This window comes from Dyella sp. 01N36, from assembly GCF_056399745.1.
On sequence record NZ_JBFTRY010000020.1, the window covers coordinates 1 to 17,072 of the forward strand.

Sequence of the window (17,072 nt, forward strand, 5' to 3'; positions counted from 1 at the left end):
GTGCTGAATCTCGCTCGGTGAGAATCCCATCGTGCTATCTTGATTACCGTCCCACTAATCAAGTCGCCCCATGCCTCCTTCCGACCACGGTGGACGCCGCCCGGGAGCCGGTCGTCCCGCCGGTGAACCCAGTCAGCGCATACGCGTACCCGACAGCCAGGTACCGGGCGTGCTGGCCTACCTGGAGGCCTACCGCAGTCCTGCCACGCTGGAGGCGCCGCGGCCTTTGTCGCTGGAGCCATCGACGGTCGCGCTGACGGCTTTCCTCAGTCGCGTGCCGGCCGGCCTGCCGTCGATCGCCGACGACGATGTCGACGAAGTGGTCGACCTCAACGAACACCTCGTGCTGCCCGGCCACGAGCCGAGCACCTTCATCATCCGCGTGTCGGGCTGGTCGATGATCGGCGCCGGCATTTTCGACGGCGACGAAGTGCTGGTGGATCGTGCGCTCGCGCCGCGCCAGGGCGACATCGTGGTGGCGATGGTCAACAACGAGCTGACCATCAAGCGGCTGGGCAAGGTGGATGGGCATATCGCGCTGCTGCCGGAAAACGCGCACTTCAAGCCCATCGTGTTCCGCGAAGGCGAGACGCTCAGCGTGTGGGGCGTCGTCACCCGTTGCCTGCGCACGTTGCGCTGAGGGGCGTGCGCCGTGGGTCAGGTCCTTGCGCTCGATACACTTCTGCACAGCCGCCAGGTCTGGCAAGGCCGCGCTGCGCCGCAACCGTCGGGCAGTCAGCCCACCGGCTGGGCGACGCTCGATGCCGCCTTGCCCAGCGGCGGCTGGCCCGAGCACGCGATGACTGAAATCCTGCTGCCCGCCGATGGCGTGGGTGAGCTGCAATTGTTGTTGCCTACGCTGGCGCGCCTCACCCGCGAAGGGCGTCCGGTGATGGTGATCTCGCCGCCGTACGTGCCTTATGTGGCGGGCTGGGAAGCGCGCGGCGTGGTGATGTCGAACGTGGACATCGTGCACGCGGACGAACGCGATGTGCTGTGGGCGGCCGAGCAATGCCTGCGCTCGGCCAGTTGCGCCGCCGTGCTGGCGTGGCCGGTGCACGCCGATGACCGTGCCTTGCGTCGATTGCAGGTGGCGGCCGATACCGGCAAGGCGCTGGCCTTTCTGTTCCGCGATCGCCGCCATGCCGTGCAGGCGTCGCCCGCGGCATTGCGATTGGAACTGGAAAGCACGCCCAGCTGGCAGATACGCGTGCGCAAATGCCGTGGCGGCAATCCGCCGGCACAGGCGGTATCGCTAGCTTCCGGCTGGTCGTGACGCGCCATGCTCTGGGCTTGCATCTTGCTGCCGCAACTGGCGCTGGACGGTGTCCTCCGGCGACGGCCGCCGTCGGACGAACCACTGGTGCTGGTGAGCGGTCCCGCGCAGGCGCGCATCGTGCACGCGGCCAATGCGAGCGCGCGTGCGGCGGGCATTTATCGCGGGCAGCGACTCACCGCGGCGCAAGCCTTGTTGCAGCAGTTCGCGATGGTCGAGCACGATCCGGAAGACGAGGCGCGCTGGCATCGTCTGCTCGCTGCCTGGGCGTATCGCTATAGCGCCGAGGTGGGGCTGTACGCGCACGCCGTGGTGCTGGAGGTGAGTCGCAGCCTCAACCTGTTCGGGCCATGGCCGCGTTTTGAATCGCTGTTGCGGGACGATCTGCAGGGACTGGCTTTCCGTCATCGCATCGCGCTCGCACCGACACCGCATGCGGCCTATGTGCTGGCCGGCGTGCACGACGGGCTGGCGGTGATGTCGCCGGAGATCCTGCGCGAGGCGCTGGCGCCTGTGCCGATTGCGCGTGCGCGCCTGCCGGCCGATGCCGCGCAGGGTTTGCCGTCGATGGGCATCCGCACCCTGGGCCAAGTCTTGAAGCTGCCGCGCGCAGGCCTGCAACGCCGCTTCGGCGCCGAGCTGGTGGCGCAGCTCGATCGCCTCACCGGCGACGAGCCCACGCCAATGGACAGCTACCGTCCGCCCGATGCGTTCGAGCAGCGCATGGAGTGGACGCACGAAATCGAGCACGTCGAGGCGCTGGTGTTTCCGCTGCGCCGTCTCACCGGCGACCTGGCGGCGTATCTCGCCGGTCGCGATGGCGGCGTGCAGCGATTCGAACTGGAACTGGAACATCGCAGCGGTCTGCCCACCTGCGTGACGGTGGGCATGCTGGCCGCCGCGCGTGATGCCACGCTGTTGTTCGACTGCGCGCGCGGACGGCTCGAGCGCCTGGAATTGCACCAGCCGGTGCTGGCGATGCGGCTGGTGGCAAGCGACTTGCCGCCGTTCGTTCCCGCCGGCCGCGACCTGTTCGATACCCGGCCCACGCATGCCGTGCCGCTGGATCAGCTGCGCGAACGCTTGCGTGCACGCCTGGGCGAGCAGGCCATCCAGCATCTGCATCGCACGGTGGATCCGCGCCCGGAGCGTGCGCAGTCCGATGCGGCGCATGTGAAAGCAGCCACCACGCCGGAAACCTTGCCGCGCCCGACCTGGCTGCTGGCCTCGCCATGCCCGCTGCGTGGCCCGGCGCCGGAGGTGCTCGCCGGCCCCGAGCGCATCGAAACCGGCTGGTGGGATGGTGGCGACATCCGGCGCGATTACTACGTGGTGCGCACCTCGCAGGGACAGTGTGCGTGGGTGTATTGCGCGCCGGGCGAGCAGGGCCACTGGATGTTGCATGGGTGGTTCGCATGAACGACTACGCCGAACTGCATTGCCTGTCCAACTTCTCGTTCCAGCGTGGCGCGTCGAGTGCGCGCGAGTTGTTCGAGCGGGCCAAGGCCTGCGGTTATCGCGCGCTGGCGATCACCGACGAATGTTCGCTCGCCGGCATCGTGCGCGCCTACGAGGCCTCGCGCGATACCGGGCTGCCGCTGATCGTCGGCGCCGAGTTCCAGATCGAGCATGGCCCGAAGCTGGTGCTGTTGTGCGAGAACCTGCAGGGCTATACCTCGCTGTGTGCACTCATCACGCGCGGTCGGCGCGTGGCAGAGAAGGGCACGTATCGGGTGACGCGCGAGGACTTTGCCGACGGCCTGCCCGGCACGCTGGCCTTGTGGTTGCCGCAGGCCGAGCTGCAGCAGGCGCATGGTGAGTGGCTGCGCTCGCTGTTCGAGGCGCGATTGTGGCTGGCGGTCGAACTGCATCGTGGCCCCGACGACGACCGCCGTTTCGCCCGGCTGCAGATGCTGGCCGATGCACTGCAGCTGCCAATGGTGGCCGCGGGCGACGTACACATGCACGTGCGCCGCCGCCGTGCCTTGCAGGATGTGATGACGGCGATCCGCCACCATCGCACCGTGGCCGATGCCGGTGACCTGCTGTTTCCCAATGGCGAGCGACATCTGCGTACGCGCGTGGCTTTGTCCGCGATCCATCCCGACGAACTGATGGCCGAAAGCGTGCGCATCGCCGAGCGCTGCCAGTTCGTGATGACCGACCTGAGCTATCGCTATCCCGCCGAACTGGTGCCGGCAGGACATACGCCGACCACATGGTTGCGCCAGCTCACCGAAGAGGGCGTGCGCTGGCGCTGGCCGCAGGGCGAGCCGCCCAAGGTGAGGGAGCAGATCGAGTATGAGCTGAAGCTGGTCGAGCAGCTCAAGTACGAGTCGTACTTCCTGACCGTGCAGGAAATCGTGAGCTTCGCGCGCGGCAAGGACATCCTGTGCCAGGGCCGCGGTTCGGCCGCCAATTCGGCGGTTTGCTACGCGCTCGGCGTGACGGCGGTGGATCCGGCCACGACCACGCTGCTGGTCGAGCGTTTTATTTCCGCCAAACGCAACGAGCCGCCGGATATCGATATCGACTTCGAGCACGAGCGGCGCGAAGAAGTCATCCAGCATATCTACGAGAAATACGGCCGCGAGAGGGCCGCGCTGGCCGCCACCGTGATCTGCTATCGAGGCCGCAGCGCGGTACGCGACGTGGCACGCGTGCTCGGCCTGCCATCGGATCAGATCGACCTGTTGTCGCGCACCTTCGCCTGGCAGGACGGCGACGATCCGCTGGACGGCCGCCTGCGCGAGCGCGGCTTCGATCCGGATAGTCCCGTGCTGCGGCGGGTGATGGCGCTCACCGAAGAGCTGATGGATTTTCCGCGCCACCTGTCCCAGCACGTGGGTGGCTTTGTGATTTCCGATCAGCCGCTGTCACATCTGGTGCCGGTGGAAAATGCCTCGATGCCCGACCGCACCATCATCCAGTGGGACAAGGATGATCTGGACACCATGCGCCTGCTCAAGGTCGATTGCCTGGCGCTGGGCATGCTCACCTGTATCCGCAAATGTCTTGATCTATTGAAGAGTCATCATGGTCGCGTGGAAACGCTGGCGTCGATTCCGCCGGATGATCCGCCGACCTATGAACTGATCCAGCGCGCCGACACCATCGGCGTGTTCCAGATCGAATCGCGCGCGCAGATGGCGATGCTGCCGCGGCATCGGCCGGAGAATTTCTACGACCTGGTGATCCAGGTGGCGATCGTGCGGCCGGGCCCGATTCAGGGCGACATGGTGCATCCGTATCTGCGCCGCAAGCGCGGCGAGGAGCCGATCACTTATCCGTCGGAGGCCTTGAAGGATGTGTTCGAGCGCACGCTCGGCGTGCCCTTGTTCCAGGAACAGGTGATGAAGCTGGCGATCGTCGCGGCGGAATACACGCCCGGCGAGGCGGACCAGCTGCGCCGTTCGATGGCGGCGTGGCGACGCAACGGCGACATGGAAATCCATCGCCAGAAACTGATGGCCGGCATGCTGAAAAACGGCTTCACGCCGGATTTTGCCGCGCGCCTGTTCGAGCAGATCAAGGGCTTTGGTTCCTACGGTTTTCCCGAAAGCCATGCGGCGAGCTTCGCTTTGCTGGTGTATGCCAGCTGCTGGCTCAAATGCCATTACTGCGCGGCCTTCATGTGCGCCTTGCTCAACGCGCAGCCGATGGGTTTCTACGGCCCGAGCCAGATCGTGCAGGACACCCAGCGCCATGGCATCAAGGTGCGACCGGTGGATGTGCGCCACAGCGACTGGGACAACACGCTCGAAGCCGATGACTCCTCGCGCGGCGGCTATGCCATGCGGCTTGGCTTGCGGCAGGTGCGCGGCTGCCGCGAGGAGGTGATGACGCAACTGATGGCGGCGCGTGCACGCCGGCCGTTCGAAGACGTGGCCGACCTGTGCGCGCGCGCCGGACTCAACAAGCAACAGCAGGATGCGCTGGCCGAGGCGGATGCATTACGCGGCCTGGCCGGCCATCGTCATCGTGCGCGCTGGGTCATGGCGGGCATCGAGGCGCAGCTGCCCTTGTTCGGCAACACCAGTCCGGTGGAAGAAGAGGTCGTGCTGCCGCCACCATCGCAAGGTGAAAGCACGCTGGCCGATTACGCGCGTATGGGGCTCAGTCTGGGGCCGCATCCGCTGCAGCAGATCCGTGCGCGCCTGCGCGCGGCGCGCTGCCTGGATTCCAAGAGCCTGCACCTGCGCCCGCATGCCAGCAAGGTGCGCGCGGCCGGGCTGGTGACGCAGCGCCAGCGTCCGCAGACGGCCAGCGGCGTCACCTTCATCACCATGGAAGACGAGTTCGGACCCATCAACGTGGTGGTGTGGAGTCACGTGGCCGAACGTCAGCGCCGCATCTTTCTCGAGTCGCGCCTGCTGGGCGTGGATGGACGTTGGGAACACGCGGACGGCGTAAGCCATCTCATCGCCGATCGACTCATCGACCTGAGCGAGTTGCTGGGTTCGCTGGACAGCCGTTCGCGCGATTTCCACTGAACCGTCGCACGATCAGGCGGCGGAGCGACCGATCGATGCGCCGCCATCGACATACAACGTCTGCCCGGTGATAAAGCTGGCGCCATCAGACAGCAGGAACTCCACGGTCGCCGCCAATTCGTCCGGCTTGCCCAGGCGCTTCATCGGCACCACCGAGAGAAAGCGCTGCTCGGCCTCGCTGCCTTCGGGCGTGTTCGCACGGAACAGCTCCGTTTCGGTCGGACCGGGCGCCACCGCATTCACCGTGATGCCGCTTTCCGCGAGCTCCAGGCCCCAGGTGCGGGTGAAACTGTTCACCGCAGCCTTGGCGGCTGCATACGACGTGCGATTCGCATAACCCAGCGCGACGAAGCTGGTGATATTCACCACGCGGCCCCAGCCCTTGGCACGCATCTGCGGCAGCAGCGCCTGAACGGTCTGGATGGTGGGCACGAGGTTGATGCGCAGGATGTCGTCGAGATCGTTGAGGTCTACCTCGTCGATTGGCGCCACGCGCACATAGCCGACGTTGTTGACCACGCCGTCGAAGGAATATTGCTCGACCAGCGCCTTGAGCGCCTTGGCGGTGGCTGCGCGGTCGCCAAGATCGACGGACACCAGGGTGCCCGGGAAGTCCGGCTCGTCGATGTTACGCGCCAGGCCGACGACGTGATGTCCTGCGTTGGCGAGACGTTGGGAAATAGCGCGGCCGATGCCCTTGGTGGCGCCGGTGATGAGGAAAGTGCGGGGTGACATGAGGGGTAGTTCCAGAGGGGAATGGGGATGTTGTTCAGCGGTGTTTCGCGATGCCGGCGGCTTTCAGCGCCGTGGCTACGGCAGCCGTCATCGTGGTGCGATCGGGATCGACGCGGGCCATCACGCGCAGGCCGAGCATGACGGTCAGGAGATGCGCGGAAGCTTCCGCTGCGGAAACGGATGAGGGCACTTCACCGCTGCGGCGGGCGGCCAGCAGGCAGCGACGGAAAAAGGCGCGGATGGCGTCGATTTCGGCAGCAATCGCAGCGCGCAGTTCGGGCGCTTCGGGCGTGGCCTCCAGCGCCGAGTTCACCAGGAAACAGCCGCGCTGCTGCGTATCGGACAGCGAGCGCTCGATCACTTCCTGGAAGAACGCGGCGATCGCCTCGCTGGGAGCCAGTGACTTCTCCTGGCGGTCGATGCGCTCGCGGAGCGTTGCATCCAGATAGTGCTCCAAGGCGCGTTGAAACAGCGCCCGCTTGTCGCCGAACGCGTTGTACAGGCTGGTCACCGTCAGGCCGGTGCGCTCCGCCAGTTCACGCGTGGAGGTGGCCTCATAGCCACGCGCCCAGAAAGCCTCGGCAACGGCCTCCAGGGTCTTCTGTTCGTCGAATTCGCGTGGGCGGGCCATAACGCACCTTCATTCTGTATCGATTGATACAATAATATGTATCGACCGATACAGAATTCAAGTGCCGCCCGGCAGAGGCCTCCAGGGCGACAACTTCAGGTGGCGTTGGCCCGCCAGCGGTTGTAGGTGAAGCCGATGGCCAGCATCACGGCCACGGCCAGCTGCGCCAGCAGCGACTGCCAGGTGGGATAGATGCCCAGCAGATCGATGGACGGCACCGGGGCCACGGTGACGGCGGTCCATCCCGCTTCCTGCAACGCTGCCACGCCCTTGCCGGTCAGCACGATCGCCAGCACGGCGATCACCAGCGAACTCACCGAGAAGAACAGGCCCAGCGGCAGGCGCTGGCTGGTGCGCAGCAGTACCCAGGCAATGAAGCCCAGGATGATGGCGCCCACCACGATGCCAGCAAGCAACCACTGTCCCTGGCCTTCGTTCCACAGTGCCGTGTAGAACAGGATGGTTTCGAAGACTTCGCGATAGACCGAGATGAAGGTCAGGCCGAACACGAACCACGCTGAGCGACGATCGAGCGCCGTGGCCATCTTCGCCTTCAGATAAGACTGCCAGCGGCCGCCGATGCTCTTCTGGTGCATCCACAAGCCAACCGCAAGCAGCACGCCCGCGGCAAACAACGACGACAGGCCTTCGGTGAGCTCGCGGCTGGCGCCACTGATCGAGATGAAATAGCTCGCCACCGCCCAGGTGGCAGCGCCTGCCAGCAGCGCGAGCAGCCAGCCCGCGTGCACATAGCGGGTGGCGTCGTGCCGATCGGCCTTGCGCAGGAAGGCCAGCAGCGCCACGACCACAAGCAAGGCTTCCAGCCCCTCGCGGACCAGGATGGTGAGCGCGCCGATGAAGGTCGTCATCGGGCTGGCCGTGCCTTCCATCAGCAGGGATTGCGCTTGCGCAAGCAGTTGATCCACCGCGTGCGCCTGCGTGGTCACCGCATCGCCTGCCGCGGACTGCGACAGCGAGGTGCGATAGGCGCCCATGGCGGTTTCGATGCGTGCGCGCAACGCTGCATCGCGTGCATCCAGTCGCGCCTCCATGGGTTCGACGCCATCGAGATAAGCCGAGAGTGCGAGCTGTCGCGCTTCTTCAGGCTTGCCTCTGCGATACGCCTCTACGCTGTCGGCGACGCGAGTGCGCGCCAGTGGAATCCCGGCCAGGGCCTCGTGCACGGCCTCGGGATGTGCGCGCAAGTAGCCGACGATAAGGCGTGCCTGGGTCGTGCCGATCAGATCTGACAGACCGGAAACGCGTGCACGCGCCAGTTCGCTGGGCGATGCGATGGCGCCGCGGGCTTGTTGATCCTTGCGCCATGCCTGTTCGCCTTGCGCGCTCGCCTCGGGATAGGCGAGGGTGCCGACGTAATAGGCAAGCGACCAGCGGTCGTCGCTCGAGAGCGTCTGTGCGTAGCTGGCCATCGGCGTGCCGGCGACGCCCTGGGTGATCACTTCATAGAGCGACAAGGCACTGCGTTGATCGGCGCGCGATGCGTCGGTGAAATCGATGGGCCGCGGCGACAGCTGCAGTCCCGCCGGGCCATCGCCATGTCCACTCGCGCCGTGGCAGAGAGCGCACTGCGTCTGATAGAGCGCCGCTCCGCGCGCAAGCTCCGGTGCCTTGGTCGGTGCGGTGGGAATGGGATAGGCCTGCAGCAAGGTGTCGGTCAGCGCGTGCGCCTGATGGGCGACCTCGGACTCTGGCGCCTTGGCGTCGATCAGTTCGACCAATTTGTCGGCCTGTTCGCGCAGGACGGGCGAGGCGGAGCTGGGCGGCAATGCGGTCACGCGATCGCGCGCATGGCGCGCGAACTCGCGCATCTCGTCGTATTCCGAAGCGCTTACCACCTCGCCGTGTTTGACCGCGCCCGCGTAATCCGCGGCGAGGTAATCGAGCATTTGCCAAGTCTGCGGCACGCTGGCCGCGGGATCGTTGGCGTCCGCCTGGGCGTGGGCGGGCGGCGAGGCCAGGCCCAGCAGGAGGATCAGGAGCGGGACTGCGCGCAGCACATCACAAATGCGATTGATTCTCATCTGTGCAGTGTACTCTGACTCAGCGCCGTTGCGTCGTTCGTGCCGGCAAACGCGGCGTTCGGTTGCGTCAGGAGATGATGTGCAACGGACCCAGCACCCGCGAGGGGTGGTCGACCGACAAGCGTCCGTGACCCAGCCCCATGCTGAGGCCCTGCGCCACGCGCTCGGCGGTGCCGATGAACAGCTCGGCCGCCGGTGTGTCGAAGACCTCGCGCGCGGTTTCCCGCCACAACGCCAGCCAGCGATGAAACAGGTGCTGCGGGAACGCGGGCAGGGCGCGATGCACGCCCATCGGGTTGCCTTGATAACGCCCCGAGCGCAACACCAGGGACGACCAGAAGTCGCGCAACAGCACTTTGTGCGCCGGCCAGTCATGGACGGCCGCGTTGAACTCGTGGCCGAGCTCGGCGTCCGCGCGCACCTTGTCGTAGAAGCGGTCGATCAGGGTGGCAATGCCGATGTCGTTGGCAGCGGGGAAAAGTGCCATGAGATGAAATCCATGCTGCGGAGCCTGCCTGCCTTGGGGACGGCGCGGAGCTCCATGATCGGGCTGATTCTGGTCGTCTTTGCCACACCGGTCGATGGATCGATTGCCGCATGCGTCGCACGCGGCCCTGGACCGTGGGGCATCCAATGACTTAAAGCACGGGTGTGGCATGGCGGCCGAGCGCATGCTTCACGGCATCGCCGGAGGGATGCCATGTTCAAGCGATCCATCGTATCGGGACTGATTGCCGCAGTGACCATCGTGCCGCTGCACGCGGCCGAAGCGCCGACCGCCTTGCGCGACGAGCTGGTGCAGACCACGCAGAAGCTGATGGACGCGCTACCCACAGGCGACAAAACCATCTGGGAAAAGGCGGTCACCGACGATGCGGTGATGATCGACGAGTTTGGCCGCGTCGCCAGCAAGGCCGAAACCATCGCCTCGCTGCACCCCTTTCCCGCCGGCATCACCGGCAGCATGGAGATGCGCGATCCGCACGCCTGGGTGCATGGCGACAGCGCCTTGCTCAGCGTGGAGCAGTACGAGCGCGAAACGTATTTTGGACAGTCCTTCGTCGTGCGCTATCGCGCACTGCTCACCTTCGTGAAGCAGGGCGGCGAGTGGAAGGTGGCCGGCTTCGAGGATGTGACCATTCCCACCGCGCCGCCGAAAATCGACGTACCAGGTCTTGTGCTGAATGATTACGCGGGCACCTATCGTTTCGCGCCGAATCGCGCATGGACGGTCTCGGTGGATCATGGCGTGCTCAGCTATGTCACGCGCGCCGGCGGCCCCGTCAATACCTTGCAGCCGGTGGCGAAGGACGTATTCATGGGCACGGATGACGAACGCAACCTGCTGGTGTTCCAGCGCGATGCCAACGGAAAAATCACCGCGCTGATCGAGCGACGCAAGTTCAACGATCTGCGCCTCAACAGGGAGGGCTGAGCGCGTCCCATCGGCGCACACTCCATTGACTCATCGCACGCAAGGAGCAGACGTGAATTCGCAACCAAGTGCCAAGGCGCCGCTCGAAGACCTGAAGGTGCCGGTCAAGCTGAAGCTCGCCGGGCTATGGACGAGCCTCATGTTCCTTTACATCTACGTCGATTACTTCGGCCTCTACCAGCCCGGCAATTTGCAGGACATGCTGAAGGGAAACATAGGCCCGCTCGGTCCCGCCACGCAGGGCGTTCTGCTGGGTACGTCACTGCTCATGGCCGTACCCAGCCTGATGATTTTTCTTTCGCTGGTGATGAGGCCGATGTTGAGTCGGGTGCTCAATATCTTCCTTGGCCTGGTCTACGCCATCATCATGCTCGTCACCATGCCGGGTGCCTGGACGTTCTACCTGGTGATGGGCGCCATCGAGATCGCGCTGTCCCTGCTTATCGTCTGGCATGCCTGGACGTGGCCCCGCCTGGCTACGGGTTGAACGATCGACGGCGAAGCCTCAGCCCGGCCAAGCCGAATGGAGGATGACGCTGCAGAAGTTGCCGCGATGGAAGTGCGGCTCCTTCAGGGCCATCACGTCGGCTTTGACATTGCCGAAGGTCGTGTCGGGCTTGTGGCGTATGCCCTGGTAGAACGCCTCGATGATGTCCTGCTTGAACTGCGCGCTGCGGGGATGCGCTTCCACCACGGTGGCGCGATCGCCATCGGCGACATTCGAAAAGCCCAGTCCGAGCACATCCATTTCCACGCCGGCGGTGAGCAGGGCGATTTCCGGGCGCATGAATTCGGGAATGCCCGGCGTGGTGTGCAGCGCGATCGAGGTCCACACCAGTTCGATGCTCTGCTGGGGAATGCCGTGACGGCGCAGGAAGTCCGCGGCCGCGTTGGCGCCATCCACTTCGAAGCGGTGGTCCGGGCTGCTGTGGGCAGGCATCAATCCCATGTCGTGGAACATGGCGCCGATATAGAGCAGTTCGGGATCGAAGCTGAGCTGCTTCTGGCGGCCGGTGAGTGCGCCGAACAGGAAGACGCGGCGCGAGTGGTGGTACAGCAGATCCGTTTCGGTGTCGCGCACCAGGTCGGTAACTTCCCGGGCGAGCTGGCTGTCCGGAATGGCAATGCCTGCAATCGTGGTCATGATGGATGCTCCAAGGTGGCCGGCATACGGCATGCCGCCTTCGCAGCCATTGGAACGCGAAATCCATCCGTCATGATTTGACTCAAAGTGGCAGATCATGCCATTTTGTGGCCAGGACGGACGCGTGCCGGAGGCGCCCATGATCCGCACCATCGCCATCCTTGCCTTTCCCGGCGTGCAGCTGCTGGATGTATCCGGGCCGCTTGACGTATTTGCCGAAGCGAATCGACGCCTTGGCAAGACGGTTTATCAGCTGCGGGTGGTGGGCACGTCCGCGCGTGCGATCGAAAGCTCGTCCGGCGTGCGACTGATGCCCGATCTGACCCTGCGCGATGCGCTCCCGCGCTTCGATACGGTGCTCGTGGCCGGCGCACCCGGCATGGCCCATGCGCCGACTCATCTCAATGCATTGGATTGGTTGCGGCGCGCAGCGAAGCGCAGTCGGCGCTATGGGTCCGTGTGCAACGGTGCCTTGGTGCTGGCGGCCAGCGGCCTGATCGAGGCGCGTCGAATCACCACCCATTGGGGCGTGGTCGACGTGATGCGTGAGCGCTATCCCCAGATCCAGGTCGAGCCCGATGCGCTTTATCTGCGCGATGGTCCGGTATGCACCGCGGCAGGCGTGACGGCAGGCATGGATCTCGCGCTCGCCCTGGTCGAGGAAGATCTCGGCCGCGAGGTGGCGATGCAGGTGGCCAGTGAGCTGGTGATGTTCTTCAAGCGTCCCGGCGGGCAACTGCAGTTCAGTCGTCATGGCGAAGCCGGGCTGGCGGGACATGCCGCCATCCAGGAGCTGCAGCGCTGGATTGGCGCCCATCCCGGCGAGGACCACTCGGTGGCGGCATTGGCGCAGCGTGCGGGCTTGAGTCCACGTCATTTCGCGCGCGTGTTCCATCAGGAAGTGGGCGTGCCGCCTGCGGAGTACGTGGAACAGGTGCGGGTGGAAGCGGCACGTCGACTGCTCGAACTGGGACAGGAACCGCCCAAGCGCGTGGCCAGCTTGTGCGGCTACGCGGATGCCAATGGGCTGCGCCGGGCCTTCATGCGTCAAGTTGGCGTGACGCCGGCGGACTATCGGCGCATGCATCGACCGGCTGCCGTCACTGAGGAGTGAACGACTCAGCGGCTGCGCGGACGATATTTCAAAAAGCGCAGCGTGGCGCTTTCCAGCTTTCTCGGTTGATGCGCCACCGACGCAGATACCAGGCGCTGCAGACTGCCATCCTTCCATCCCTCGAACGCCTTGGGGTGGATATACGACGTGCGGCAGACCTTGGGCGTGTTGCGCAGCGCGTCGGCCACCTCACGGACGACCAGGTTGATCGCTTCCTGCAGCTCGCGCTCGCTGGCCTCGGCCGGCATGGGCTGTTCGGCAAGCAGGCCGATCGCCATCACCGTACCGGCCCAGGTGCGAAAATCCTTGGCGGTGAAATCGCCGCCGCTGGCCTCGTGCAGGTAGTCGTTGACCATGCCCGAGTCGACGGCATGGCGCTTGCCGTCATCGTCGACGTATTGAAACAGGCGCTGTCCCGGCAGCTGCTGGACGCGTCGCAACAGGCGAGCCAGGCGTTTATTGCTGAGCGTCACGTCGCTCTGCTGTCCGCTTTTGGCGCGAAAAATAAGGTGCAGCTTGCCGGCTTCCGTGCGCAGGTGGCGCGAGCGCAACGTGGTGAGGCCGTAACTGCCGTTGTCCGTGGCATAAGCCTCGTTGCCCACGCGGATCAGCGTTTCATCCAGTAGCCGCACCAGCAGCGCCAACACCTTTTGCTTGGGCCAGCCGGGCAACGCGAGATCGAGACGAACGCGTCGCCGAATGCGCGGCAGTGCAGCCCCGAATTCGGCCATATGCGAAAACTTGCCGCCATCGCGCACGCGTCGCCAGCGTGCGTGGTAGCGATACTGCTTGCGACCCTTGGCATCGCGCCCGGTGGCCTGCAGGTGGCCGCGCGGGTTGGCGCTGATCCAGACATCGACATAGGCCGGCGGAATGGCGAGCAGGCGGATGCGATCGAGCACGCGTGCCTGGGTGACCCGATGCCCGCGGGCGTCGAGATAGACAAACCCCTTGCCCTGGCGACGACGACGCAGACCGGGTTCGTCGCCGCGCATGTAGACCAGGCCTTCGGACGCGGCATCGCGTTCGGGTCGGGTGGCTGCCTGTTGGGTCGCGGTCATGCGGCGAGGCTTTCACGGGCTGCGTGAATCGCCTGATTGGCTTTTGTGACCGGGGCATGGGCTTCGACTCGGGCGATGCCTGTGTAACCATCGTGCGCATGGATGAATTCGTCATGCCCAGGACGCTCAGCAAGGGGCGTACCTTCGTCTACCTGCTGCCATGGCGGGAGCAGGACCTGGTGAAAGTCGGCTACTCACGGCAGCCGCTGGTGCGCATGCGCAACCTGCATCGACGGTTTTTCGACGTATTCGATCTGGATCGCGGCTTGCTGCTGGAAACCGAACGGCTCGCCCAGGCGCGCCAGGTGGAGCGAAGCATCCTGTTGCGGCATGCCGAACAGCGTTCGCCGGCGCCGCTGGTCATACCTGATGCGGCAGCCGGTTACAGCGAATGGCTGCGCGGCGTCTGTCCCGAAGTGACTGCCGAGTTGCAGGAGGTGTCGGTCCGCGACGACCTGCCATTGCACACGCTCAAGGACTGGCTGCAACGGTGGTTCCAGAGTCAGGGCGACGGTCTCTACGAGTGGTCGCTGCGGATGCTGGAGGCCATCGAGTACGAGGCCTTCAATGTGCCGCGCGAACTGCAACGGGGCGAGGCGGCGCGTTCGCTGGCTTATGTGATGGATGCCTGCGAAGCGGTCGACGTGCCGCTGGCGGGGCTCTTTCCGGACACGGTGCTGGCGTGGCGAAGGCAGTTTTAGGCAAGACGCCCCGCTCGCAAAAATCCCACATCGCCGTGATGAATCCGGGCTTACGCTCCGCCCATGAAGCCCAACCGACTACGCCTGGAACGCAGCCTCGACGAACTGGACATCGAGGTGTCCTCGTTGCTGCAGGCGCATCCTTCGGCGACCGAATTCTGGCCGCGCTTCGCCGAGCTCGCCGACGAGCTGATGCAGCGCAGCGATCCGCTCGATCAGGACTGGTTGACGGCGCGCATCGGCGCCATGTTGACCACGCACGGCGTGCAGGGCTGCTATCCGATGTTCTAAGCGCTATTGCTCGACCTGGATGCGCAAGTCGTTGTCGCCACGTTCGCGGAAGGTCACCACGCGTCCGCCGATGCGTTCAAAGCCCAGGTCCAGTTGCGCGCCGCCCACTTCGAGGCCGTTGACGACCAGTCGGTCGATGCCTTGGGGCAGGCGCGGACGGCGCACGTGCACGATGCCGCGGCGTCCGTCGATCTCCACACCCAGACAGGCCTGCATCAGCATGAACATGGTGCCGGCCGCCCAGGCCTGCGGCATGCATGCCACCGGATAGGCCACCGGCGGCTCGCCCGCGCGGCGGGGGAAACCGCAGAACAACTCCGGCAGGCGCATGCCGAAGTACGTGGCGGCCTCAAAAGTCTCGCCGACCAGACGCACCACATCCGCGCGCTCGCCGTACTGCGCCATGCCTGCGGCGCCCATGGCGACATCGTGCGGCCATACCGAACCGTCGTGATAAGACATGGGGTTGTAGCGCGCCTGTTCGTTCGCCAGCGTGCGGATGCCCCAGCCGCCATCGAAGGCCGCCGAACTGAGCTGGCGGATCACCTGGCGCGCCCGCTTCTTGCGCGGCAGTCCCGTGTAAAGCAGATGCCCCACGTTGGAAGCGCGCACGCGGCATAGCGAATCGTCGCCGTCGCGGGCAATCGCGTAGTTGGCCAGGTCCTCATCCCAGAACAGCTCTTCCACCGCGTGCCGCATGTCGCTGGCGCGGGTGCGCCAGCGTGTCGCGCAGTCGCTGTCGCCGCGGTGCTCGGCCAGTTTCGCCATGCTGCGCAACGCGGCATAGACATAGCCCTGCACTTCGACCAGGGCGATCGGCCCCTGCGGAATGCGGCCATCGGCGTGGAAGACCGAATCGTTGCTGTCCTTCCAGCCCTGATTGACCAGGCCGCCCTCGGCACCGCGCGCATAGGCGAGAAAACCGTGGGCATGCGCATCGCAGGTGGTTTCAATCCAGCCCATGGCAGCCTTGAGCGAGGGCCATAGCTGGTCGATGAAGGCATAGTTGGCGGTGCGTTGCGCATAGGCGCCGGCCAGCATCACGAACAGCGGCGTGCTGTCCACGCCGCCGTAGTACAGACCGAAAGGCACTTCGCCCAGCGAGGCCATTTCGCCCGAGCGCGTCTCGTGCATGATCTTGCCCGGCGCGGAATCGCGGAATGCCGAGGTTTGCGTGGCCTGTCGACTGGACAGATAAGCCAGCACGCCGCGCGCCAGACTGGGATCCACCCATAGCGTCTGCAGGGCCGTGATCAGCCCGTCGCGCCCGAACGGCGTGGAAAACCAGGGGATGCCTGCGTAAGGGTAAGGGCCGGTAGGCAGGTCAGCTACCAGCAGCGCGATATCGGCGCGCGAGCGATCCAGCCAGTTGTTGAACAGGCGCGAATTGCTCTTCAGGCAGGCGCCACGATGGCGACGGCGGCGCATGGTGGCGCGCGCTGCGGCGGCGGCACTGCGGTAGCGTTCGCGTGTGGGTTGCAGATGCTCGTCGCCCACCTCGAGGTAAATCGAGGTGCTGCCCAATCGTGGTATGGCCAGCTCGAAGTCCGCCCGCTGCGCGGCGAGCTGATGCGGTTTTTCGGAAAACGAAATCACCGTGCTGCGCAACACCTCATCGAGCCCGCGATAACCGAGCTGGACGTGGTCGCCATGCAGCTGGGCGGGCAGTGCTTCGCCGCGCTGTTTGCGGGTCATGCCGCGCACTTCGAAGATGTCGCGAAAATCCGCATGGAAGCGCAGGCGCACCAGCACCGTCAGGTCGCTGTCGTCGAAGTTGTGTAGGTGGATCTGCTCGAACAGGCGGTTGTCCCACAACAGCCGCGTGCGTTGCACATGGATCACGCCCGCCGGCGCCGCCTTGCCGCCGGTGGGCGGCAAGGGCTCGTTGGTGAGGTCGGCGGTGAACAGCACGTTGTCGTGGCTCACCGCGCCGCTGAGCAGGGAAGGGCGCTCGCCGCCCAGTTCGAGAATCCAGTGGGACAGCACGCGCGTATCGTTGCGAAACATACCCTCTGCGCCGCCCAGCATGTCGCCGCGTGCGTCGCTCACGGCAAAGCTGTGCGCCGCCTTGAGCGCAAACATCGCCCGCGTTTCGCCGATGCTGAGGCTGTCCGTTATCTCATTGGGAGTAAACGCGTCTTCATTCATC

General features: G+C 65.4%; 16 protein-coding genes. 9 read left to right on the forward strand and 7 right to left on the reverse strand.

Annotated elements, in window-relative coordinates:
* Positions 1–70: 70 nt before the first annotated feature.
* The 4 genes from AC1DMG_RS06800 to AC1DMG_RS06815 are packed head-to-tail and all read left to right on the forward strand — an operon-like array spanning position 71 to position 5,769.
* Entirely contained in the window at positions 71–640 is a 570-nt protein-coding gene (locus tag AC1DMG_RS06800; protein WP_441602259.1) for a LexA family protein, read from the forward strand.
* A gap of 12 nt (positions 641–652) precedes the next feature.
* Positions 653–1,276 (forward strand): translesion DNA synthesis-associated protein ImuA, encoded by a 624-nt coding sequence (gene imuA / locus AC1DMG_RS06805; protein WP_477175590.1) that lies wholly within the window; start codon positions 653–655, stop codon positions 1,274–1,276.
* A gap of 6 nt (positions 1,277–1,282) precedes the next feature.
* Positions 1,283–2,695: a Y-family DNA polymerase gene (locus AC1DMG_RS06810; protein WP_477175589.1), complete on the forward strand. Its 1,413-nt coding sequence runs from the start codon at positions 1,283–1,285 to the stop codon at positions 2,693–2,695.
* Complete coding sequence (locus AC1DMG_RS06815) at positions 2,692–5,769, forward strand: error-prone DNA polymerase (protein WP_477175588.1); 3,078 nt, start codon at positions 2,692–2,694, stop codon at positions 5,767–5,769. The genes AC1DMG_RS06810 and AC1DMG_RS06815 overlap by 4 nt, the downstream gene beginning before the upstream one ends.
* Before the next feature lie 12 nt (positions 5,770–5,781).
* On the opposite strand, the gene AC1DMG_RS06820 is transcribed toward AC1DMG_RS06815, so the two are convergent.
* From AC1DMG_RS06820 to AC1DMG_RS06835, 4 genes are all read right to left on the reverse strand, one after another.
* Positions 5,782–6,504, reverse strand: a complete 723-nt coding sequence (locus tag AC1DMG_RS06820) for an SDR family oxidoreductase (protein WP_477175587.1) — start codon at positions 6,502–6,504, stop codon at positions 5,782–5,784.
* A gap of 34 nt (positions 6,505–6,538) precedes the next feature.
* Positions 6,539–7,135 (reverse strand): TetR/AcrR family transcriptional regulator, encoded by a 597-nt coding sequence (locus AC1DMG_RS06825; RefSeq protein WP_477175586.1) that lies wholly within the window; start codon positions 7,133–7,135, stop codon positions 6,539–6,541.
* Between the two features lie 95 nt (positions 7,136–7,230).
* Positions 7,231–9,153, reverse strand: a complete 1,923-nt coding sequence (locus tag AC1DMG_RS06830) for an FTR1 family protein (protein WP_477175585.1) — start codon at positions 9,151–9,153, stop codon at positions 7,231–7,233.
* Between the two features lie 91 nt (positions 9,154–9,244).
* Complete coding sequence (locus AC1DMG_RS06835) at positions 9,245–9,664, reverse strand: group III truncated hemoglobin (protein ID WP_477180339.1); 420 nt, start codon at positions 9,662–9,664, stop codon at positions 9,245–9,247.
* Positions 9,665–9,877: 213 nt separating this feature from the next.
* Between AC1DMG_RS06835 and AC1DMG_RS06840 the strand changes: the two genes are divergently transcribed.
* Together AC1DMG_RS06840 and AC1DMG_RS06845 are read left to right on the forward strand one after the other, a co-directional pair.
* Positions 9,878–10,612, forward strand: a complete 735-nt coding sequence (locus tag AC1DMG_RS06840) for a nuclear transport factor 2 family protein (RefSeq protein WP_477178936.1) — start codon at positions 9,878–9,880, stop codon at positions 10,610–10,612.
* A 52-nt stretch (positions 10,613–10,664) separates the two neighbouring features.
* A complete protein-coding gene (locus tag AC1DMG_RS06845; protein WP_477175582.1) occupies positions 10,665–11,099 on the forward strand; it encodes a DUF6326 family protein in 435 nt (144 codons plus the stop codon).
* Between the two features lie 18 nt (positions 11,100–11,117).
* On the opposite strand, the gene AC1DMG_RS06850 is transcribed toward AC1DMG_RS06845, so the two are convergent.
* Positions 11,118–11,756, reverse strand: coding sequence for an HD domain-containing protein (locus AC1DMG_RS06850; protein ID WP_477175581.1), 639 nt, complete (start codon positions 11,754–11,756; stop codon positions 11,118–11,120).
* Positions 11,757–11,895: 139 nt separating this feature from the next.
* On the opposite strand from AC1DMG_RS06850, the gene AC1DMG_RS06855 reads away from it, so the two are divergent.
* Complete coding sequence (locus AC1DMG_RS06855; protein WP_477175580.1) at positions 11,896–12,870, forward strand: GlxA family transcriptional regulator; 975 nt, start codon at positions 11,896–11,898, stop codon at positions 12,868–12,870.
* 5 nt (positions 12,871–12,875) lie between these two features.
* Here the strand turns inward: AC1DMG_RS06855 and AC1DMG_RS06860 are convergent, their stop codons facing one another.
* Positions 12,876–13,931: a DNA topoisomerase IB gene (locus AC1DMG_RS06860; protein WP_477175579.1), complete on the reverse strand. Its 1,056-nt coding sequence runs from the start codon at positions 13,929–13,931 to the stop codon at positions 12,876–12,878.
* Between the two features lie 23 nt (positions 13,932–13,954).
* On the opposite strand from AC1DMG_RS06860, the gene AC1DMG_RS06865 reads away from it, so the two are divergent.
* Together AC1DMG_RS06865 and AC1DMG_RS06870 are read left to right on the forward strand one after the other, a co-directional pair.
* A complete protein-coding gene (locus tag AC1DMG_RS06865; RefSeq protein WP_477179491.1) occupies positions 13,955–14,632 on the forward strand; it encodes a GIY-YIG nuclease family protein in 678 nt (225 codons plus the stop codon).
* Between the two features lie 63 nt (positions 14,633–14,695).
* Positions 14,696–14,923, forward strand: coding sequence for a hypothetical protein (locus AC1DMG_RS06870; protein WP_441602245.1), 228 nt, complete (start codon positions 14,696–14,698; stop codon positions 14,921–14,923).
* A gap of 3 nt (positions 14,924–14,926) precedes the next feature.
* Here the strand turns inward: AC1DMG_RS06870 and AC1DMG_RS06875 are convergent, their stop codons facing one another.
* Positions 14,927–17,071 (reverse strand): amylo-alpha-1,6-glucosidase, encoded by a 2,145-nt coding sequence (locus AC1DMG_RS06875; protein ID WP_441602244.1) that lies wholly within the window; start codon positions 17,069–17,071, stop codon positions 14,927–14,929.
* Between the last annotated feature and the right edge of the window lies 1 nt (position 17,072).